Source organism: Paenibacillus sp. J31R109, from assembly GCF_059692055.1.
Genome location: NZ_JCAUAR010000002.1, coordinates 450611 through 471286, shown reverse-complemented (window position 1 = coordinate 471286; position 20676 = coordinate 450611). Strand labels below are relative to the sequence as shown.

General features: G+C 45.1%; 21 protein-coding genes. 18 read left to right on the top strand and 3 right to left on the bottom strand.

Annotated features, from left to right (window positions below):
- Positions 1–31: 31 nt before the first annotated feature.
- The gene (locus AC58QT_RS07725) at positions 32–907 is read right to left on the bottom strand and encodes a YitT family protein (RefSeq protein WP_310223529.1); all 876 of its coding nucleotides are present in this window, start codon (positions 905–907) and stop codon (positions 32–34) included.
- Positions 908–1024: 117 nt separating this feature from the next.
- On the opposite strand from AC58QT_RS07725, the gene AC58QT_RS07720 reads away from it, so the two are divergent.
- The 14 genes from AC58QT_RS07720 to AC58QT_RS07655 all read left to right on the top strand — a co-directional run bounded on the left by AC58QT_RS07720 (position 1025) and on the right by AC58QT_RS07655 (position 14612).
- Positions 1025–1363, top strand: a complete 339-nt coding sequence (locus AC58QT_RS07720; RefSeq protein WP_497282771.1) for a nucleotide pyrophosphohydrolase — start codon at positions 1025–1027, stop codon at positions 1361–1363.
- Positions 1364–1427: 64 nt separating this feature from the next.
- The gene (locus AC58QT_RS07715) at positions 1428–1952 is read left to right on the top strand and encodes a tetratricopeptide repeat protein (RefSeq protein ID WP_497408443.1); all 525 of its coding nucleotides are present in this window, start codon (positions 1428–1430) and stop codon (positions 1950–1952) included.
- A 16-nt stretch (positions 1953–1968) separates the two neighbouring features.
- Positions 1969–2772: a 4-hydroxy-tetrahydrodipicolinate reductase gene (gene dapB, locus AC58QT_RS07710; protein ID WP_497408442.1), complete on the top strand. Its 804-nt coding sequence runs from the start codon at positions 1969–1971 to the stop codon at positions 2770–2772.
- Positions 2773–2797: 25 nt separating this feature from the next.
- Positions 2798–3217 carry a methylglyoxal synthase gene (locus tag AC58QT_RS07705; protein ID WP_310223535.1) on the top strand — a complete coding sequence of 140 codons (420 nt, stop codon included), beginning with the start codon at positions 2798–2800 and terminating at the stop codon, positions 3215–3217.
- A gap of 1 nt (position 3218) precedes the next feature.
- Positions 3219–3911, top strand: a complete 693-nt coding sequence (gene bshB1, locus AC58QT_RS07700) for a bacillithiol biosynthesis deacetylase BshB1 (protein ID WP_497408441.1) — start codon at positions 3219–3221, stop codon at positions 3909–3911.
- A 19-nt stretch (positions 3912–3930) separates the two neighbouring features.
- Positions 3931–5103, top strand: a complete 1173-nt coding sequence (gene bshA / locus AC58QT_RS07695; RefSeq protein WP_497408440.1) for an N-acetyl-alpha-D-glucosaminyl L-malate synthase BshA — start codon at positions 3931–3933, stop codon at positions 5101–5103.
- Between the two features lie 27 nt (positions 5104–5130).
- Positions 5131–6417, top strand: a complete 1287-nt coding sequence (locus tag AC58QT_RS07690; protein ID WP_497408439.1) for a CCA tRNA nucleotidyltransferase — start codon at positions 5131–5133, stop codon at positions 6415–6417.
- 386 nt (positions 6418–6803) lie between these two features.
- The gene (locus AC58QT_RS07685; RefSeq protein ID WP_497408438.1) at positions 6804–7772 is read left to right on the top strand and encodes a biotin--[acetyl-CoA-carboxylase] ligase; all 969 of its coding nucleotides are present in this window, start codon (positions 6804–6806) and stop codon (positions 7770–7772) included.
- Positions 7773–8016: 244 nt separating this feature from the next.
- Positions 8017–8877 carry a 3-methyl-2-oxobutanoate hydroxymethyltransferase gene (gene panB, locus AC58QT_RS07680; RefSeq protein WP_497408437.1) on the top strand — a complete coding sequence of 287 codons (861 nt, stop codon included), beginning with the start codon at positions 8017–8019 and terminating at the stop codon, positions 8875–8877.
- Positions 8878–8901: 24 nt separating this feature from the next.
- The gene (gene panC / locus AC58QT_RS07675; RefSeq protein WP_497408857.1) at positions 8902–9765 is read left to right on the top strand and encodes a pantoate--beta-alanine ligase; all 864 of its coding nucleotides are present in this window, start codon (positions 8902–8904) and stop codon (positions 9763–9765) included.
- A 196-nt stretch (positions 9766–9961) separates the two neighbouring features.
- The gene (gene panD, locus AC58QT_RS07670; protein ID WP_497408436.1) at positions 9962–10345 is read left to right on the top strand and encodes an aspartate 1-decarboxylase; all 384 of its coding nucleotides are present in this window, start codon (positions 9962–9964) and stop codon (positions 10343–10345) included.
- 89 nt (positions 10346–10434) lie between these two features.
- On the top strand, positions 10435–11031 hold the full coding sequence (locus AC58QT_RS07665; RefSeq protein WP_497408435.1) for a tetratricopeptide repeat protein: 597 nt from the start codon (positions 10435–10437) through the stop codon (positions 11029–11031).
- A gap of 98 nt (positions 11032–11129) precedes the next feature.
- On the top strand, positions 11130–13988 hold the full coding sequence (dinG, locus tag AC58QT_RS07660) for an ATP-dependent DNA helicase DinG (RefSeq protein ID WP_497408434.1): 2859 nt from the start codon (positions 11130–11132) through the stop codon (positions 13986–13988).
- A gap of 3 nt (positions 13989–13991) precedes the next feature.
- Positions 13992–14612 (top strand): redox-sensing transcriptional repressor Rex, encoded by a 621-nt coding sequence (locus AC58QT_RS07655; protein WP_497408433.1) that lies wholly within the window; start codon positions 13992–13994, stop codon positions 14610–14612.
- Positions 14613–14664: 52 nt separating this feature from the next.
- Here the strand turns inward: AC58QT_RS07655 and AC58QT_RS07650 are convergent, their stop codons facing one another.
- Complete coding sequence (locus tag AC58QT_RS07650) at positions 14665–15666, bottom strand: inorganic phosphate transporter (protein ID WP_497408432.1); 1002 nt, start codon at positions 15664–15666, stop codon at positions 14665–14667.
- A 59-nt stretch (positions 15667–15725) separates the two neighbouring features.
- Entirely contained in the window at positions 15726–16352 is a 627-nt protein-coding gene (locus AC58QT_RS07645; RefSeq protein WP_310223556.1) for a DUF47 domain-containing protein, read from the bottom strand.
- A 258-nt stretch (positions 16353–16610) separates the two neighbouring features.
- Between AC58QT_RS07645 and AC58QT_RS07640 the strand changes: the two genes are divergently transcribed.
- From AC58QT_RS07640 to AC58QT_RS07625, 4 genes are all read left to right on the top strand, one after another.
- Positions 16611–17906 carry an amidohydrolase gene (locus AC58QT_RS07640; RefSeq protein WP_497408431.1) on the top strand — a complete coding sequence of 432 codons (1296 nt, stop codon included), beginning with the start codon at positions 16611–16613 and terminating at the stop codon, positions 17904–17906.
- A gap of 42 nt (positions 17907–17948) precedes the next feature.
- Positions 17949–18437, top strand: coding sequence for a cell wall elongation regulator TseB-like domain-containing protein (locus tag AC58QT_RS07635; protein WP_497408430.1), 489 nt, complete (start codon positions 17949–17951; stop codon positions 18435–18437).
- Between the two features lie 123 nt (positions 18438–18560).
- Positions 18561–19097: a hypothetical protein gene (locus AC58QT_RS07630; RefSeq protein WP_497408429.1), complete on the top strand. Its 537-nt coding sequence runs from the start codon at positions 18561–18563 to the stop codon at positions 19095–19097.
- Positions 19090–20595, top strand: a complete 1506-nt coding sequence (locus AC58QT_RS07625; RefSeq protein ID WP_497408428.1) for an AAA family ATPase — start codon at positions 19090–19092, stop codon at positions 20593–20595. Before AC58QT_RS07630 ends, AC58QT_RS07625 begins: the two co-directional genes overlap by 8 nt.
- Positions 20596–20676: the final 81 nt, after the last annotated feature.

Genomic DNA, 20676 nt, shown 5'->3' with positions numbered 1-20676 from the left:
AACCCACTTTTTTGTCATTCATATGTAGTTGTTATTGTATGGTTTTGAATCCTTCACCAATGACTTCATGTACATCCCCAACAATGATAAAGGCCCGTGGATCTACGGCATGAATGATCTCTCGCAGTTGCCTGGTTTCATGTCGGTATACCACACAGTAAACCACTTCCTTGGTGTTGCCGGAATAGGCACCTCGCGCTGGGAAGAGCGTTACCCCACGATCTAAAACTTTAGTAATGGACTCTGCTAAGACACTCGGCTGTTCCGTGATGATCGTAAATGCTTTCGCAGCATAAGCCCCTTCGGAGATGTAATCAATGAGTCGAGAAGTAACGAAGACGGCAACTAGGGAGTAGAGCACTTTTTCTTTTGGCAGATATAAGAAGGAAGAGCCAATCACCACAACATCGATAATGAGGATGACTTGCCCGACACTCCAACCTCTTTTTTTATGTCCAATACGAGCCAAAATATCAGAACCACCCGTTGTTCCTCCGAACCGGAAGACGAGCCCGAGGCCTGTTCCTAGCGTTATGCCTGCGTAGAGGGTTGCTAGGAAATAATCTTGTGTGGTGTGAAAAGGGACTAACCAGCCCATATGGATCAGCCACTCCATCACCCAAAGAAAGAACGAAAGACAAATAACGCCGAAGATCGTATACAGCATGGGACCTTTGCCGAAATTACGCCATCCTAAGTAAAATAAAGGGATATTAAAGAGGAGTGTAGAGATGGAAGGCGGAACATTTAACACATATTTGAGTAACAGCGATATCCCTGTTAATCCGCCTTCCATGAGTTCATTGGATATGACGAAATAATGCAAACCAAACGCATAAATAGCGGTTCCAATCAGAATGCCTACCACATTTAGAAATTGATCAGCGAACCTTTCTTTGAAAATCATGTGAATTCCTCCATGCTTAAATTACATTTGGGTGTAACAAAAAATTTGTCAACTTTTCTCGTTTAGTTTAACATAAGGAGGATAACCTTTGTGAAGATGATGGAAAGAAGGATGCCAATGTCAGAACGTTCACTAAAAGACCTGCAACAAGAGGTTGATACTTATATTTCCCAGTTCAAAGAAGGATATTTCAGTCCACTCGCCATGTTGGCAAGAATGTCAGAAGAAGTGGGTGAATTAGCACGTGAGGTGAATCATTCTTACGGTGAAAAACCAAAAAAGAGTACAGAAGCGGACAATTCAATCGAATTGGAGCTTGGTGATATTTTGTTCATCACGATCTGCTTTGCGAACTCACTAGGCATTGATCTGACTGAAGCGCATGACAAAATCATGCACAAGTTCAATACCCGCGATGCAGGGCGTTGGACTAAAATAAACACCGAAACGAATTGATCTTCATAAACTAAACCATCCCCACTAGTCGGGAAAACCGCTTATGGCAAAGGAGGATGGGCAGATGAATGGAGAAAATCAAATACAGAAAGCATACGAATCCATACTTGGGCATGATTTTGAAAAGGCCATTGAATGGTTTGAAAAAGCAATAGCTGAAGAACCAAACAATGCTGCCTATCACCACAAATTATCCATTACTTTCGCGAGAAGCAATAAACTGAGCAAAGCGGTGGAACATGCTTCAAGAGCGATTGAACTAGAACCGACGAATGAGGCGTTTCGCTTCCATTTGCAAGTGTTAAATGCACGTGAGCTGGTTGAACAAGCCAGAAGACAGCTTACGAATCAGTCGGCGCATGCAGAACGTGCTATTTTTTTACTGAAAGAAGCGATTGTACTTGATCCGCTAGCCATTGAGGCGTATCTTATTCTAGGAGAAGCCTTCGCTATGCGAAAAGATTATGCAAGAGCTTATCAAACCGTTATGGAGGCTGTACGATTGGAGCCGCATCACGAGCTTGCTAAACAACATGCCGCGATCTATCAGATTAAAATGAATTCTGAGCAGGGCCCGAAGCAAAGATAAAGGAGATCATCATATTATGGAGCGTCCAATACGCGTAGCAGTCATCGGAGCAAGTGGAAGAATGGGGCGGGAGGTCGTCAAGACCATACTGCGTGAGTCCGATATGGAGTTAGTAGCAGGGGTAAGTCGTACCTCTGGCCCGATTGATCTTGGGAAAATGGTTGGCATGGAAGAATGCAGGATTCTGATGGCTAACGATATTGAAAAAGTACTTACCCAATCCAAACCTGATGTGTTAGTTGATTTTACAGGACCGCAAACAGCGGTTTCACATACAAATCTTGCGATTCGCCTAGGGATTCGCCCCGTGATGGGAACGACAGGCTTCACCCCTCAGGCTATTGCTGACTTGGACATGCTGTGCAGAGATAACAATATTGGGGGATTAATTGCACCGAACTTCTCCATTGGGGCAATCCTAATGATGAGATTTGCTGCACAAGCTTCTAAATATTTCCCGCATCTTGAAATCATTGAATATCACGGTGATCAAAAACTAGATGCTCCATCCGGAACAGCTGTTAAGACCGCTGAAATGATTTCAGAAGTGCGAGAAGAAATTAAGCAAGGGAATCCGAAGGAAGAAGAAACAATTGAAGGTTCACGCGGTGGGTATTACAATGGATTCAGAATACATAGTGTACGTTTACCAGGTGTATTTGCCCAACAAGAAGTTATTATGGCTGAGCAAGGCCAAGCGCTCAAAATTCGACATGACTCTTACGATCGTGCTGCCTACATGCCAGGTGTGGCTATCGCGGTCCGTAAAGTGATGACATATACCGGAATGATTTATGGATTTGAGCATTTTATAGATTAGAGACCCCTAGGAGAGTGGAAGTCAGATGTTAAACATCGCGCTTATTGCCCATGATCGGAAAAAAGATGAGATGGTGAATTTCGTTACTGCTTATGAGCATGTTTTCGAGGGGCACAAACTATATGCAACGGGCACGACGGGTACACGCATTATGGCGAATACGAAATTAAGTATTCATCGTTTTATGTCAGGACCATTAGGCGGTGATCAGCAGATTGGTGCGATGGTTGCAGAAAATGAGATGGATTTCATCATCTTCTTACGCGATCCACTAATGGCACAACCGCACGAGCCTGATATTATCGCTTTGCTGCGCTTATGTGACGTGCAGGGGATTCCTTGCGCAACCAATATTGCGACAGCAGAACTGCTAGTGAGAGCGTTAGACCGCGGAGATTTCGCGTGGAGAGAACTCGTACATAAATATAAGCCAGGTATTGAGTAATATGAGTGAACATGTAGATATTCTCATATTTGGTGCCCACGCAGATGATGCTGAGATTGGGATGGGTGCAACCATTGCGAAACATACGGAGCGTGGACTTCGAGTTGGACTTTGTGAACTGACCTATGCCGAAATGTCTTCGAATGGTACGGTTGAAACGAGATTAGAAGAAGCCGCAGAAGCTGCCAAAATACTAGGCGTTGCAGTACGTACGAATCTTGGATTACCGGATCGCGGTTTGTTCATCACTGCACAGAACATTGAACGGATTACACAAGAAATCAGAAAGTTTCGTCCACGCATCGTGTTCGCGCCGTATTGGCAAGATCGTCATCCCGATCATATCGCGTGTTCCATGCTTGTTCAAGAAGCTGTCTTTAATGCGAAGCTGCGCAAATATTTACCTGAAACTGAAGCAGTGAATGTGGAACAATTATTTTTCTATTTTATTAATGATGTTTACGAAGCGAATGCCATTGTAGATGTCACAGATACGTATGATAAAAAAATGGCCGCACTCCGTGCGTACCAGTCACAGTTTGTAACGGGTGCTAATTCGGTTGTGACGCCACTCACTCAAGGATATGTCGAACGCGTTGAAGCACGTGATCGAATAATGGGTCAGAGACGTCAATTGACGTACGCGGAAGGGTTTGTTTCCAAACTGCCCTTGGTGATAGCACATTTTGATTGATCGGAAAGAGGTGTGACAGATGAAAGACAAATTGAAAATTGGTATTACCTGTTATCCGACTTTAGGCGGTTCAGGAGTTGTTGCGACTGAATTAGGAAAGTTATTGGCTGAAAAAGGACACGAAGTTCACTTTATAACACATAGCATGCCTTTTCGTTTAGGCAAATTTCATAAAAATATTTTTTATCATGAAGTGGAAGTGAGTCAATATTACGTCTTCCGCTATCCGCCTTACGATCTTTCACTTGCCAGTAAATTAGCTCAGGTTGCCAAAATGGAGGAGCTTGATCTACTGCATGTGCATTATGCAATTCCGCACGCTGTATGTGCTTTGCTAGCAAAGCAAATGGTAGGTTCGAATCTCAAGGTTGTTACAACACTGCACGGTACAGATATAACGGTATTGGGGCAAGATCATTCGATCTCGGATCTCATTCGTTATGCCATTAATGAAAGTGACGCTGTAACGGCTGTTTCCAAAGATTTGATTAAAGAAACACGCGAATTGCTTGCTATTGACCGTGATATTGATCTAACTTATAACTTTGTAGATAAACGGGTGTATTACCCGCGTGATATATCGAAGCTGAGAGGCGAATTCGCGCGACCGGATGAGAAAATTCTTATCCATATCTCCAATTTCAGACCTGTGAAACGCGTACAGGACGTTGTAGATATTTTCGCGAAGGTAAGTAAGGAAGTTCCGTCTCGACTTTTATTTGTTGGGGAAGGGCCGGATCTTTCGAAAATGATTTCGAAGGTAAAGGAACTTGGGCTCTCAGATAAAGTGACCTTCTGTGGGAAACAGGATGATGTGGCTCAAGTCATTTCACTTGCAGATGTGATGCTGCTTCCTTCTGAGAAAGAAAGCTTCGGTCTAGTGGCGCTAGAAGCAATGGCTTGTGGTGTACCTACTATTGGATCCAATGCGGGCGGTATTCCCGAGTTGATTACACATGGTGAAACGGGATTCTTGGCGGATGTTGGAGATACGGCTCAAATGGCTGCATATGCGATTAATTTGCTGAAAAACCAAGTGATGTACGAGCAAATGGCTCAAAATTGTTTGAATCGTGCGCGTTATACGTTTTGCAATGATATTACGACGGTTCAATATGAAGAGATCTATTATCGCGTGTTAGGGAGAGAACTCCCTGAATCACACCGCATTTCAGCATCTTCCTGCCAGTAAGGATGCGAATCGGATAGGAGAATGAAGTTGGAAGTAAGTAAGGGAATATATGATCCAGGTGCTGCCGAGGTCTTGTCGACACTAGTGGAAGCAGGCTTCGAGGCTTATTTGGTCGGTGGTTGTGTGCGAGATGCTGTTCTTGGACGACCGATTAAAGATATTGACATCGCGACTTCAGCGCTGCCAGAACAGGTTATTCAGCTTTTTCAGCGTACAGTACCGACGGGTCTTCAACATGGGACTGTCACCGTACTCATTGCGCAGGAAACTTATGAGGTAACCACCTTTCGCAAAGAAGCTGCGTATGAGGGCTTTCGTCGCCCAGCCTCTGTGGCATTTATTTCAGATTTAACCGAGGATTTACAACGAAGGGATTTCACAATGAACGCGATGGCCATGGATCGGGCTGGCGTTCTACAAGATCCTTTTGGCGGTCAGGCGGATCTGGCCGCGGGTATCCTCCGATGCGTAGGCGCACCGGAGGAACGGTTTGGTGAAGATGCGTTACGCATGCTTCGCTGTATTCGGTTCGCCTCGAGCTACGATCTAGAGATCGAGGAGGGCACTTGGCAAGCGCTGCTGGCGAAAGCACCATTACTGCGCCATATTGCGATGGAACGCGTCCGCAGCGAGCTGCAGCGTATGGTTGAAGGCCCAGCCCCTGCGAGGGCTGTGCGGCTAATGCTGGCGAGCGGCCTGCTGGCCTACCTCAAAAAGCAGCTCCCGCTGCCTTTTGAGGCTTGGCTCGCCTGGGACGACGCGCTGGACGTTGTCAGCGCGTTGGAGTCGCAGCATGACCGCTGGGCCATGCTGCTGATGCTCCTGGAGGTGCCAGCGGACATTGTCCGCGAGGCGCTCCAGGAGCTGACCTTCTCCCGCGCCGACGCTGCTGCGGTCGCGGGCGTGCTTGCTCTGCGCGACGCTGTCGCCGCGCAGAGCGGGGGCGAGGACCCGGCTCCGCTGGAGCGGGTCTGGAAGCTTGGCGCGGTGCGCCGCGGCGAAGCCGCAGCCCGCGCGTTCTTGCGGCTGCTGCGCGAGCTGCCGCAGGTGGATGGGAAGCGCGGCGGCTTGGCGCGCTTCTTGGCTGAGACGGCGCCGGAGCTGCTGCGGCGCGGGGAGGCTTGGCTGAAGGAGGTTCCCTGCTTCAGCCTGAAGGAACTCGCCATATCCGGCCAGGATGTGGCGGCAGCACTTGAGAAGCAGCCAGGCCCATGGATGGGCGTGCTGCTGCAGGATCTGCTCGAGCGAGCGGCTCTCGGGGAAATCCCGAATGAGCGCGAAGCTCTGATTTACGCCGCGCAGGCTGCGAAGTAGCAGCGCTGTGCGGTTTTTCTTTTTGAATGGCGACGATGATGGGATGGGAGCCAATATACGCTTTGTTGAAATCGAATAACTGTAAAAACTACATTTAGTTTTCATGTATTTAACTGTAAAACCTCCAGTTAATGAATACCTATGATGTGAAAAAGGCAGAATTCATCGAAAATAGCTACAGAAAATCCAGTTATTTACGATTTTAGCGCTATTTCATTCAAAATAACTACATAAAATCCAGTTATTTGCAAAATGATTCGTTCGGTAGTCAGTTAAGCCTAAGCCAGAGGTATCTTGTACGCTGAATTAGCTAATAAATTGAATTAGAAAACAAGCGCAACCCAGCGCTACTATAGATCAAACTATAAGATTGCGAGTGAAATCGTATGAATGAACGCATTTTAGAGCTTTTTGAGGAAGCTCCTGAGACGTATGTGTCCGGAGCGGAGATCAGTCGACGGCTCGGTGTGAGCCGGACGGCCATTTGGAAGCATATTGAGGAACTGCGTGAGGAGGGTTATGCATTCGAAGCGGCTCCACGCAAAGGGTATCGTCTGCTGAGCAAACCTGCAAAATGGCGGGTTAGCGAGTTATTGAACGGGATGAGAACGAAGGTACTTGGTCAGAAAGTACATATCTATGATGAAGTCGACTCGACTCAAACGATTGCGCATCAGCTCGTCGCCTCAGGGGCGCCTGAAGGCACGATTGTGCTCGCGGAAAGGCAGACGGCAGGAAGAGGCCGAATGGGGCGCAGCTGGCATTCTCCTTCGGGTAAAGGGATCTGGATGAGTCTTGTTTTGACCCCGCGTATTCCTGTATACTTCATGCCTCAGCTAACTTTGCTAAGTGCGGTTGCCCTTTGTCGAGCGATTCAAAAAGTATGCCAGGTGGAGATTGGTATCAAATGGCCGAATGATCTTCTGATTCATGGGAAGAAGGTCAGTGGTATTTTGCTGGAAAGCAGCGGTGAGGATGAACGTTTGAAATATGTCATCGCAGGTATTGGCATCAGTGTGAATTTGTCTGTAGAGGATTATCCGGAAGAACTTCGTTCGATTGCAACTTCTTTAGCAATTGAATCCGGCAGCGAGGTTTCACGCGAGGGCTTAGTACAAGCTTTCCTTTTGGAATTTGAGGAGATGTATGCTCTATATTTGGAGAAGGGCTTTGCCCCTATTCGTCTGCTTTGGGAAGCATTAAGTGTCACTTTGAAGAGACCAATCCGGACATCAACGCCATCCGGCTTTATTGAAGGTATCGCAGATTCTCTGGATGATACGGGAGCTTTGACAGTTATTTCTGCCTCAGGTGAGCGGATTAAAATTTATTCTGGTGATATTGAACTTAAGTAGTGGGAGATAAAGGGTATCCTCCAGGAGCAAGCTTTGGTATAATAGAAACAGAAGGCGGTATCCTTATAGGAACTGCACTTGTAAGTTGGGTGTCAATCTCGACAACGAAATAACGTTTGAAACAAGATGTTGGATTCTGCTCTGAGCCTTATTGGACCGAGACAGAGGGATCATTGATTCTTTCTGCATGCGTTCCTTTTAGCTCTTAGCTAAAAGGTTTTTTATTTTATATGAGGAAGCTGGGATGACTGTGGAACAACGTAAGGCGCTAACGACAGCAAAGATGAGAAAAATGAAGCAGGACGGCGTACCGATTACGATGGTGACGGCTTATGATTATCCCTCCGCACGTTTATCAGAGGAAGCTGGTATTGATGTCATTCTAGTAGGTGATTCGCTTGGGAATGTCGTGCTAGGCTATGATTCTACGTTGCCTGTTACTTTGGATGACATGGTCTATCATACGCGAGCAGCTGTACGCGGCGCCGCGAATACGTTTGTCGTCGCGGATATGCCATTCTTAACGTACCATGGCAGCTTGGACGCTACATTGCAAGGTGTCGGGCGATTAATGCGCGAGGGCGGCGCTAAGGCGGTTAAATTGGAAGGCGGGGCTGAAATAGCGGCTACGGTGAAGGCCATTACAGAATCAGGTGTGCCTGTGGTTGGCCATTTGGGATTAACGCCGCAGTCCGTTCACCAATTGGGTGGCTTCCGCGTTCAAGGTCGCAGCTCAGACCAAGCAAAAAAGCTATTGAGCGATGCTAAGGCGATCGAGGAGGCTGGCGCATTTGCAGTTGTTCTGGAACTCGTAACTGATGAATTGGCAGCATGGATCACGAAGCAGCTATCGATCCCTACAATTGGAATTGGATCTGGTGTCCATTGCGACGGGCAAGTCCTGGTATACCACGATTTACTTCAGTATGGTTCTGACAGTGCTCCCAGAAAGTTTGTAAAAGCTTATGCAAATGTGGGGGAAACTATCCGTACGGGTATTGGCGAATATGTGAAAGAAGTGAAGGCGCGGACGTTCCCTGCGCAAGAAAATACATTTCATATGGACAATGATGTTGTTCAATATCTATACGGCGATAAGGAGTGATTGGCGATGGAAGCGATCCATACCATGGAAGTTGTTCAAACAATTGCCGATTTGCGAGCTCGAATAAAGGCATATCGAAGGAAGAACGATCAATCGGTCGGGTTCGTGCCGACGATGGGCTTTCTACATGAAGGTCACGCTAGCTTGCTGAACAAGGCACGTTCACAAAGTGGTTTAGTGGTATTAAGCATTTTTGTGAATCCGCTGCAGTTTGGTCCTGGTGAAGATTTTGAACGTTATCCGCGCAATGCAGAGAAAGACTTGGCAGTAGCTGAGGCAGCGGGCGTGGACATTGTATTCATGCCATCCGTAGAGGAGATGTACCCTGCACCAATACGAACGAATGTCAGTGTAGCGGAAGTGACCACTAGGTTATGTGGGGCTTCACGGCCAGGCCATTTTGATGGTGTGGCTACGGTTGTAAGTAAGCTGTTTCATATGGTTCAGCCGGATCAAGCTTTCTTTGGTCTAAAAGATGCCCAACAAGTTGCTGTCATTGAGCAGATGGTACGGGATCTGAATATTCCGGTAGAAATCGTACCATGCCCAACCCTTCGTGAAAAGGATGGCTTGGCGATGAGTTCACGTAATGTGTATCTATCTCAGGAGGAGCGTCAACAAGCACTGGTATTGTCGCAGTCCCTGCAGAAAGCGAAGGCGTTTATCGAAAGCCAGCCACTTGATTCTTTTACCTCACAAGAAGTGGAAGCTCTTGTCCGAGCACATATACAAACGGCGCCATTAGCCGTTATTGACTACGCTGAAGTGCTGTCCTACCCAACTTTAGAGCCTTTTGAACATAGCCATTCTATTTCTACTCTTATTATTGCCTTGGCTGTGAAGTTCGGGAAAACACGTTTAATTGATAATCTTATAGTGGTTGTTTAAAAAGTCGTCTTTTGATCACGAAGTAAGCCAAGAAGTTTATTCGACATCGAATCTTGCGTTCACCATTGAAGGTAGGTAGCCATGTAGGTTTTGCCTACATTCCGCTCCTCCTTCTTCAGGTTCTCGCAACCTTCTCGGTGCTGAAAATCCGACTTTTTAAACTCGCAATTATTCTACAAGTCAGGAAGTGACGTCTATGTTTCGCACAATGATGAAAGCAAAGATCCACCGCGCCACGGTTACTGAGGCGAATTTAAACTATATCGGTAGTATCACGATAGATGAGGATTTAATTGATCTTGTGGATATGCTGCCAGGTGAGAAAGTACAAATCGTGAACAACAACAATGGTGCACGTCTTGAAACGTATATTATTCCAGGGCCGCGCGGCACAGGAGTCATTTGTTTAAATGGCGCAGCAGCAAGATTGGTTCAAACCGGTGATACGATTATCATCGTTTCTTATGCCATGATGAGTGACGAAGAAGCGAAGAAACATCATCCAACGATTGCTATTATGGGAGCAAACAACACGGTTGCCCAGCTGCTGAAGGAAGAAGAGCATTCAACTGTTCTTTAAGATCATAGGCAAAACCACTCCCATGCATGAAATCGGCCTCGGTTACAAAGAATGAGGGTAAGCTTTCGAAGCAAAGGTGGGGATGCCAAATGTTTAAGCATTTATTTTCCACAATGAATGAGGTTTTGGAAGAAATCCAGAAGGAATATCCGAACAGCGATGTGGAGAAAAAGGCAGAGCTTGACGAACAACTGCAAGTGTTGAAGACGATGAGTGATGAATTCATTGAGGCGTGGCTGCTTTTTGAGGAGAAGCTGGGAAAGTTCTATGGGGCGGAGCCAGTCATCAGTACCAAAACCTTACATGACGAGCTGATGGAGCTCGATGTGTCGGGCAAGCAAACGGAGGAATTCATGCGTGGGCAAGGGTACTACAAGTTGTTCATGTATGACCAGGCGATCAAAGAATTCGAGGTGTTGATTAGGCGGCAACCTGATTTCTTATTAGCTCGCGTATATTTGGCTATGGGACATTTGCGCAAAGGGGAGTTTGGAGATGCGTATCAGCACTTCAAATTCCTGCTTCCATTGACGGAAAATTCGAAGATGAAAGCTATTTCTTACAACGCCATGGGTTGTATCCAAGTGCAGAATCAGAACTTAGAGAAGGCTTTTGAGTATTTTCAAAAAGCTTATCATACCGACCCCTCTTGTATGGAGCCACTAATCAATCTAGATGAGTCCTAACGTCCTAACCCGAAACGGTAAAACAAGGTATTCCCTTTTCCTAATCAGATTTGGTATGCTAGGAGAAGTGTAGGACGAAGGGATTGAAGATAGACGTTATGAAATTTGCAGTTTTGGATTTTGAAACGACAGGTAGTCAGCCTGGGGATGAAATTATACAGGTTGGACTCGTCATCATAGATCAATTTGACATTACAGACAGGTATACTTCTCTGGTAAATCCAGGGATTAGTATACCTTCAGCGATTACAACTTTAACAGGGATTACAAATGAGATGGTTGCCGATGCACCTTCACTCGATCAGGTCATGTCAGACATGTTCCCGTTGCTGTTTGATTGCGTATTAGTCGCGCATCAAGCAGCCTTTGATTTGTCTTTCCTACAACGAGGATTAACGAGAACAGGATATCCTCCTTTCTCAGGACGCGTGCTCGATACGATGGATATGTTGCGCATTTTATTCCCATCGATTTCGAGTCTGCAACTCAGCATGGTTGCTGCCTTGTTTGGCATTGATCATGAGAGGCCGCACCAAGCGGATAGTGATGCAGAAGTGACGGCTTTGATTTGGATTCAATGTTTGGATCGTTTATTAGGATTACCGCTGTTAACTGTACAAAGGTTGAACCAAATTTTCGAAAACGGTAACAACGATTTAGGCTGGTTTTTGGACGAAATTTGTTTATATAAAGAGTCAGTAACTAGTGTTGATATGGATACGAATCGCTACTTCCGTCAATTTACTTTGAATGTGACGGATTGGGGCGAAGATGAGGAACTGCGAACAGAGTACGAAGTGACAGAAGCGCTAGGCGCCTCTTTTCAAGCGTTTCAGCAGGGGTTAAAATCCGCTTTGCAGCAACGATTCGAGGTCTACGAAGATCGTGAATCTCAGGACCAAATGATTCTTGAAGTAGAAAAGTCTTTGGAAGCGGATCAGCATTTGATGATCGAAGCGGGAACAGGGACAGGTAAATCTTTAGGATACTTGATTCCATCGATCTATTACGGCTTGAAATATGAGAAGAAAGTAGTCGTATCCACGCATACGATTAATTTGCAGGAGCAGCTGCGGGAGCGGGATATTCCTTTGCTAAAAGAAATTTTTCCTGTGCCCTTCAAGGCGGCTGTGCTCAAGGGCAGAAGTCATTATCTGTGCCTGCGCAAATTTGAAACAAAGTTGACCACGCGGGATTATGAGAATGGCAGGGAAGACCCAATTACGGCTGCGCAAATGGTGGTTTGGTTAAGTGAAACGGAGCATGGGGACGAAGAGGAGCTGCATTTTGGGAACAAAGGCGCTCAATTCTGGTATTCGGTTGCGAGTGATACGGACTCCTGTTTAAATCGGATGTGTCCTTGGTATAAGAAGTGCTTCTACCACCGCGCGCGTAATGATGCCAACACGGCCGATGTGATCATCACGAACCATTCCCTCCTTTTTACAGATATGAAGGCTGAGAACCGCCTTCTACCGTCTTACAAGCACCTTGTCATTGATGAGGCGCATCATTTTGAAGAAGTGGCAAGTAAGCACTTAGGTATCGAACTGCATGCTTCAGCGTTTTATCATTCCTTACTGTGGTTGTACAAGGATAATCGAAGTGGCCAGCTTCCTATGCTTCGCTTCCGATTACAGAAATCGGACGAGGCTGGGGAGCGCGCAGCAGCATGGAGTAACACGATTGATGGATTGTTTCCCAAAATCATTTCAATTAAAGAGGACTGGGAACGATTAAGCGAAGCGCTTTACGAATTGGTATCCTCCAGAAGCGACCCTTCACAATCAGAGAATTCGCAGTATGTACTGCGTTTGAAATCAGAAACATTGCCTGCGAATTGGCGTGAGCTGCTGATTATGGAGGATAATATTTATCTGAATGCCAATGATCTGTTGCGAACGTTAGATAAATTATTGAACGAATTGAAAGAAGCGCAGGATGGTCTAGGGGTTCAAGGGCTGGTTACCGATCTGAATGGTACAGTGAAAGAATTGTATGCGCATCGTGATGCCCTGCACTTCTTTATGAAGATGGCAGATGAAGGCTATGTGTACTGGATTGAAGCGGGTACTTACGCCAAAGCCAAATCGGTTCAGCTTAACTCTGTTCCTACTGATGTAAGCAGCTTGCTGCAACAGCATTTCTTTGAAACGAAGGATAGTATCATCCTGACTTCTGCGACACTTTCGGTCAATAAATCGTTCCAATACTCGGCAGAGCAATTAGGACTCGCGATTCCAGAAGATGAAGAATCGGGCAAGTTGAAAACCGTGCAATTGCCATCTCCATTTAATTATCGGGAACAAGCGCTTGTTGTGATTCCGCGTGATTTTCCCACGATCAAAGGAGCAGGAGATCCCGTATTCATTGATGCCCTGATCGCTTCGCTCAGTGATGTTGCGCAAGTGACGAAGGGGCGTATGCTCGTGCTTTGTACGTCGAATCGGATGTTGAAGCTCGTGCATGCAGGCATGAAAGAGAAGCTGAGCCCGCATGGCATTACCGTGCTTGGACAGGGTGTGGACAGCGGCAATCGGAGTAAGCTGACACGCATGTTCCAAGATAACAAAATGTGCGTGTTGCTAGGTACGAGCTCGTTCTGGGAGGGTGTGGATATCCCTGGCGATGCGCTTAGTTGTCTAGCGATCATCCGTCTACCGTTTCAGCCGCCCAATCATCCACTCGTGGAAGCGAAGTGTGAAAATATTAAAAAGCGGAATGAAAATCCTTTCATGAAATTTTCTGTACCACAGGCCGTCATTCGGTTTAAGCAGGGCTTTGGTCGTCTTGTTCGGAGAGCGTCTGACAAAGGGATCGTTATCATCTATGATACACGTGTTATTGAAACGTATTATGGCAAGCATTTCCTCTACTCGTTGCCTGGTCCGAAGATCGAGCACATGACATGTGAACAAATGTTACCGAGGATCGAGCAGTGGATGGGAGGAGCCTAAAACGTGAAAACACAAAAAATATCAGAAGCCGTTGTCCGTCGTTTACCGATCTATTTGCGTTATCTCAATGAATTGCAAATGAACAATGTATCCACTGTGTCTTCTCAGGATTTAGGTCAGAAGCTGGATCTAAATCCGGCTCAAATCCGTAAGGATCTTGCTTATTTCGGTGAGTTTGGCAAAAAAGGAATCGGTTATGATATCAATTATCTCATTGAGAAGATTAGGCAGATCCTGAAATTGGATCGACATATCCAAGTTGCACTCGTAGGTGCGGGCAACTTGGGGAGAGCCCTTTGCAATTATAATACCTACTTACGGAATGATATGAAAATTGTCGCTGTATTCGATGCCATGCCATCTAAAACAGGTGAAGTTATTAATAACTTGGTCGTACTGCCTATGGATCAAATGAAATCAGTCTTGTCTGACCTTGGTGTGAGAATTGGTATTATTACAGTGCCAGCAAATGAGGCGCAAAATGTGGCCAATGAATTCGTTGCCTGTGGGATTGAAGCGATTCTGAATTTTGCTCCTTGTATTATTAAAGTACCGCCAGATGTTCGCGTACATTATGCAGACTTCACGACGGAACTTCAGAGCCTGGCGTACTACTTAGATTAAATGAAAAAAGGCACGGCCCGCGCAACTTCAGCGGGTCGTGCCTTTTGTTTGATTACATGATTAAACGGAAAATCGCAAAGTACAAAGAGTAGGCTAGCACCATGGAAATTGGAATCGTGATAATCCAAGTGATAAGCATGCGACCTACAGTGCCCCATTGAACTTCATGGAAACGCATGACACTTCCTGTTCCGATGATCGCGGAGGAAATTACATGTGTCGTTGACAACGGTTTGCCGATGAACGTGGAGATTTGAATAACAATGGAAGACGTTAAGTCTGCCGCGAAACCGTTAATGGGTTCAATTTTGACAATTTTACCAGACACGGTTTTGATGATACGCCATCCGCCAATCGACGTTCCAAGACCCATCGCGAGAGCTGCAGCAATTTTTACCCAGAGCGGTACGTTCAAATCATCTTGAACGCCAGCCGCAACGAGACCAAATACGATAATCCCCATCGCCTTTTGTGCATCATTTCCACCATGCGAGTAGGAAAGCAATCCGGCAGACAGGATTTGTAACGTACGAAATCCACGATTTAGCTTAGATCGGGACGTGTTGCCTGTCCAAATTACGATATATTTGATCAACACCATGATGAGATAGCCTAATATGAAGGCAATGATCGGTGACAGAATCAGAATAATAATAATTTGAGTGAACCCACTCCAATTCACGCCATTAAAGCCAGCGCCCGCTATAACTGCTCCAGCTAAGGAACCAAGCAGTGTATGGGAGGAAGAAGACGGAATCGAAAGATACCAGGTGAGCAGGTTCCAAATGATGGCGGCAAGTAAAGCGGCTATTACAACTTCAACACCATTTTCGATTTTGGCTGGATTCGCAATACTACCACCAACTGTTTTGGCTACTTCGGAAGATACCATGGCGCCTACAAAATTAAGTGAAGCTGCCATGAAAATAGCTACCCGTGGGCTTAGTGCTCGCGTAGATATCGAAGTTGCGATCGCATTAGCTGTATCGTGAAAACCGTTGATGAAATCGAATAGCAGTGCTAATACAACGATAATGATCAAATAAGTTAACATGAATTCCTCCTAGCGTTTTCCAATTGGAAAACTTTCCTCGTACACCAAGACATCTCGTCTTAAGAATAACGAAGTACTACACTGTCTAGAATGTTAGCGACATCCTCACAAGCATCAGTTGTTTCTTCAAGGCGCTCATAAATTTCTTTGAGTTTAAAATCTTCGTACACATCTTTGCGCGTGATGAAAATTTGGCGAATTCCTTCGCGCATTAAACGATCTCCATCATTTTCGAGCTTATTTATAGCCACGGTATGTTCCGGAATTTGCATATATTTTTTCTTAGCCAATAGCTTGAAGGCATCTAACATATGCTGACAAGAGTCAACGATTACGCCTGAGAAATCTTTCATATAAGAATCCGTATGAGAAACATTTAAATAGTCGAAACGAGCAATTGTTGCTTCAATGCCGTCTGTAACATCGTCTACTTTAGAAGCAAGAACCATAATATCTTCCCGATCAATTGGGGTGATAAATACTTTGTTCAGACCTCTGAAGATGTCGTGGGTAATCGAGTCACCTGCATGTTCCAGATCATGAATCGCTTTGACATATTCAATTGGGGGTTTTTCACCCATCATCGCTGTGCGAAACAGTTGAGCTGTTTCTAGAGCGTTCTCTGCAGCACGAATGAGAAGTTGCAAGAAATCGACTTCATTCTTTCTGGTGAATAACGTTGTCATAGAATCCTCCTAATTTTTACTATATGTACAAGTTTTTAAACGAATTTGTTAATCGAAAAAGACCAAATTGTAGAAAAAACTCACAAGGTTTAAAGTATCATACTCATTAGTGCTAAAGCAACGAAAATTCCGTGACAATTTACAATTTCTCAACATCTTTGAAATCGTGCTCAGCTTCCTTGATTTTACAAGCCTGAAGATGTAAAGTTTATGGAGCAGTAGCTGTTTATAGAATGAGCATAGAGAGGGTTTTTTACTATGAAAAAAACATTAATTTCAAATGGTATTTTTATTACTAATAAGGAAGACAAATCATCCATCAAGGGCTGTATGGTCATCGAAGGCAGTCAAATTACATATTTGGGAGCAGAAGTCCCAGAACCATTAGAAAATTATGACGAAGTGATAGATGGGACAAATAAATTGTACATGCCTGGACTTGTTAATACACATGGACATGCTGCCATGTCACTGCTCCGCGGGTATGGGGATGACTTAGCCCTACAAGTATGGCTAGAGGAAAAAATGTGGCCAATGGAAGGGAAATTCACTTCGCAGGACGTGAAATGGGGAACACGATTGTCGATCCTGGAAATGATCAAGGGCGGCACAACTACATTTGTCGACATGTATGACCATATGAATGAAGTAGCACTTGCTGTAGAAGATTCCGGTATGCGTGGCGTATTAACTCGAGGTGTTATCGGTCTTTGTCCACCTGATGTTCAAACAGCAAAGCTCAAAGAAGCAACGGAGTTTGCGACAAATTGGCACGGTAAAGCAAATGGCAGAATTACAACGATGATGTCACCACATGCACCATATACTTGTCCTCCTGATTATATCGAGCGCATTGTACAAGTTGCCCATGATCTTAATTTGCCTATCCATACACACATGTCTGAGACAAGACGTGAAGTTGAAGGCAATGTAGAGCAGTATGGGGCACGTCCAGTAGCTCACTTGGAAAAGCTAGGTGTGTTCACACGGCCAACTTTGGTTGCGCATGGCGTTCATTTAAATGATGAAGAAATCGCGATTCTTAGTAAATATGATGTACGTGTGTCCCACAATCCAGGAAGCAATTTGAAACTTGCGAGTGGCGTAGCCCGTGTTCCTGACTTGCTTCGTGCAGGAGTCAAGGTTTCGTTAGGTACGGATGGTGCAGCTTCCAACAACAATTTGGATATGTTTGAAGAAATGCGTTTAGCGGCACTTATTCATAAAGGTGTATCCGGAGACCCTTTGGCAGTACCTGCGAAAGAAGCTTTACTGTTGGGAACGCGTATGGGAGCGGAATCCATCTGGTTAGATAATGTTGGACTGCTTGAACCCGGCATGAAAGCAGATTTCATCGCATTAGACATCGATCAACCTCATTTCTTACCGAAGACCGACTTCGTTTCTCACATTGTGTACTCGGCTTGCGCGAAAGATGTTGTAGATGTTTGTGTAGACGGGAATTGGATTGTACGCAAAGGCGAATGCTTAACGCTTGACGAAGAGAAAATTAAACGTGAATTTGAACTTAGCTTCGATAAACTCATTGGTTAAATGAATGCGGAGTAAGGGCATGTGGGGAGGTGCGCGGCGTTCATGAATGCGAAGCGGACGATTACACTTGGCGTTTTTATTGTACTAACGCTAGGTGTTGTGCTTAGCCGATTCTACCTTAATATACAGAATGAGCACTGGGATGAGAAACGTGTTGCTGTAGAGAAAGCTTACGAGGGCAGTATGATGACTAAAGCCACCAAAGTCGATTTTTTCTATGGTGATGAGGCCTATCAAATTGTATACGGCGAAAATAAGCTTGGCCAGCGTTTAGTTGCTTGGGTGTCAGATCAAGAAGTTCATACAGAGATAACGGATGAAGCATTCACAGAGGAGCAAGCCCGCGCAGCTGTAATGGCGAAAGCGCCGAGTAGTGAAATTGAACGCGTTATGCCAGGAAGATTAGGAAATGATTTTGTATGGGAAGTGTTTTATAAGACGAAGGATGATAGAGGTACTCGGTATTTCTATGATTATTATGCCTTCAAAGATGGAACGTTTTTGGACACCTATCGACTCAGCCTTCAATAAGAAGGTTGAGTTTTTTTAGTTTCCACTGTTTGCATAAGGCATCCCGTATAGATAAAGTGATATACTAATCGTATAGCTTTTTGGGGACAAAATAAATCATTACAGAAAGGTGGACGCCAATCCATGAAGATGAAGCTGCGCGTTTTACCTGTGATTTTTAGCGTGATTATTTCAGCAGGTGTACTTTTCGGCGGCTGGTTCGCCTATACAAGCTTTGCAGTGGAAAATCCACTATCCAATATCATTAATCATGCGCCAGGAGTGACGGATTCCACCATGAAGCTTTCTTCCAATCAAGTGGATATTGAGTTGACACTCAAGCCTGATGCAAACTTACGCCAAGTTGTAGAATTAATTAAAAAAGATGGCGCGTCGAGTATTGCGAAGCGTACTGTGAATATATCGATTAAAAATCAGTCTTCGGAGAAGCTGGATCAATGGTGGTCCAAAGCTTTATTTGAAGTAGCACAAGCGATGGAAACAAAACATTATGCGGATATTCCAACAACTTTACAGAAGTATGCTGATGGTGTGCCTACGATGAAAGTAGATAGTGAGATGGATGAACACAACGTATATATCCGTTTAACAGATGGTGATGCGACGAAATTTATCATGCTGCCAAGAGTCTCCCAGATCGGAGTGTGGCCGAATGAGTAAAATATATAAAGAGATAAGCATTGGATTTATTCCTGTTCTGCTCGTGTTTTTAGCTTTTCAAGGTGTGAATGTGCTGCCGATTATTTTCGTTAGTGCACTTGGTGTTTCTTTATTCTATATGATGAAAACTCGCGGTGGTATCGGAGCTGCTGGAGGCGGCGGAGATCGTAAAAGTAAAAATAAGACTCCGTCTTTTTTGACTTTTGATGAGATTGGTGGACAAGATCGAGCGAAAAAAGAATTGATGGAAGCTCTCGATTTTTTAATTAAGCATGAGGAAATTAAGAAGTTAGGCATTCGTCCTCTGAAAGGTCTACTTCTGACTGGGCCTCCAGGTACAGGGAAAACTTTAATGGCGAAGGCAGCAGCTCATTATACGAATTCCGTCTATATGGCTGCTTCAGGCAGTGAATTTGTGGAGATGTATGTGGGTGTCGGTGCAAGCCGGGTGAGAGATTTATTTAATGATGCCAGAGCGCGTGCGCTAAAAGAGGGCAAGGATAATGCCATTATTTTTATTGATGAAATTGATGTTATCGGCGGTAAGCGTGATGGGGGTCAACAGCGTGAGTATGACCAAACCTTGAATCAATTGTTGACCGAGATGGATGGCATTCATACAAATGATGCGCCGCGCATCTTAATTATTGCTGCTACCAACAGAAAGGAAATGCTCGATAGCGCTTTGCTGCGTCCGGGGCGTTTCGACCGTCATATTGAGGTAGATCTCCCAGATAAAAAGGGCCGCTTAGCTATTCTTCATATCCATGCCAAAAATAAGCCCTTGGCAGAAGGTGTTACGTTGGATACAACGGCGGAACAAACGTTTGGTTTCTCAGGTGCACAGCTAGAAGGCGTGTTGAATGAAGCGGCTATTTATGCCATGCGAGAAGACAAGCCAGCGATTGAGCAGCCACATTTGGCTTCAGCGATCGATAAAGTGATGATGGGTGAACGGACAGATAAAGAAACGGCGAATGAAGAGAAAGAACGTGTGGCGTATCATGAATTAGGCCATGCTATTATTGCAGAGCTAGTTAGACCAGGTTCAGTTTCACAGGTTACCGTAAGCCCACGGGGAAAAGCATTAGGCTACGTTCGTCATAATCCTCCGCAGGATCATTATTTGTATACGAAGGATTATATCGAAGATCAAATTATGATTGCCCTTGGTGGAGCTGCCGCTGAAGAAATGATTTACGGTGGTCGCAGCACGGGATCACGAAATGATTTTGAACAATCGCTTTCCATGGTTCGTAATATGATGGACGCTGGACTAACCAGCTTAGGCATCATTGATCGTGATATGGTGACGAAGGAACAACTTATGAAAGAAAATGCGGCCATTCTGGATGCATTAATGCGAAGAACGAAAAACATGTTAGATGAGCAACGCGGTATTTTCGAGCATGCTTTTGCTATTTTGATGAGGGAAGAAGTACTCTCCGGGGAAACATTTCGCGCCTTATTTGACGCCTCGGTATCTCAAAGTGCATAATATGACCGTTGGCCAATTAGGCCAGCGGTTCTTGTCTTTGCCTAGGGCGGTACTTATACATATACTAAGTGTAAACCATAA